Annotated in this window: 1 protein-coding gene; it reads left to right on the top strand. The window is 28.9% G+C overall.

What is annotated here, in order from left to right; translation table 11 throughout:
• Nucleotides 1-182 precede the first annotated feature (182 nt).
• Nucleotides 183-614 carry a hypothetical protein gene (locus CN514_RS24645; protein WP_098234815.1) on the top strand — a complete coding sequence of 144 codons (432 nt, stop codon included), beginning with the start codon at nt 183-185 and terminating at the stop codon, nt 612-614.
• The last annotated feature ends 240 nt before the right edge of the window (nt 615-854 follow it).

The following is an 854-nucleotide window of genomic DNA, read 5'->3' as shown; positions in this document are numbered from 1 at the left end:
CCATATATTATAATGCAGCTTCACTTTTCAAACTAATAATTTCTTTTAATAAATATTCGTAGTAAAAAACAAAGTAAAAATTCTTTAATATAAAATTTCTTTAGGATATTAATAATCAAATTGAGCATGTTATTTAAGGGACCAACTTTTAGGTTCTACATATCTAACATGGAGGCATTTAAATGAATAATCAAGAAAAGAAACACATCGAATCTGAAATTAAAAAAACAGTTAACGTTGAAGTAGCTGAAGAATTAACGGACTTAAGATCTCAATTAAATCACTTACAAAGTTCCCTAAGTAACATTCAACACCAAGCACCTTTACAACAAGCTAGTCAACAAGCTGGTCAACAAAATCAATTAATGCAACAAATTCAACAATTTGCTAGTCAAGCACAAAACCAATTGCAACAAACTGATCAACAATTACAGCAATCAATTCAACAAGCAATTCAAGCTCTAAATCAAAGCCTTCAATATGCTCAGACTACACAAACACTTAATCAAGTAAATCAAGTTTTGGGTCAAATGCAACAACAAATGGGGAGTCAACAAGGTCAACAACAAAATCAACAAATGGGTCTGTCTAGCTCTTACAATCAATTACAATAATAGACCTGAAATGATTGCAAAAAAGCAAAAGATGATGCAGCATTATTAAATCATAAAGATAAGTGGTGACTAGTTCCACTACCACTACACATGAAACAAAACAACAATAATAAAATTAAATGTAATAAAAACGTATGGAATATTCCTATTAATCATTTTAATTGGTATTTACTAAATATTAATGAATATAAGGAGTAATAAAATGGAACATGGAAAAGTGAAATGGTTTAATGCAGAAAA

The sequence above is a fragment of the Bacillus sp. AFS001701 genome (assembly GCF_002559405.1).
Taxonomy (GTDB): Bacteria; Bacillota; Bacilli; order Bacillales; family Bacillaceae_G; genus Gottfriedia.
Note: the sequence above shows the minus strand (reverse complement) of the source record. Positions and strands in the feature narration are given on the sequence as shown.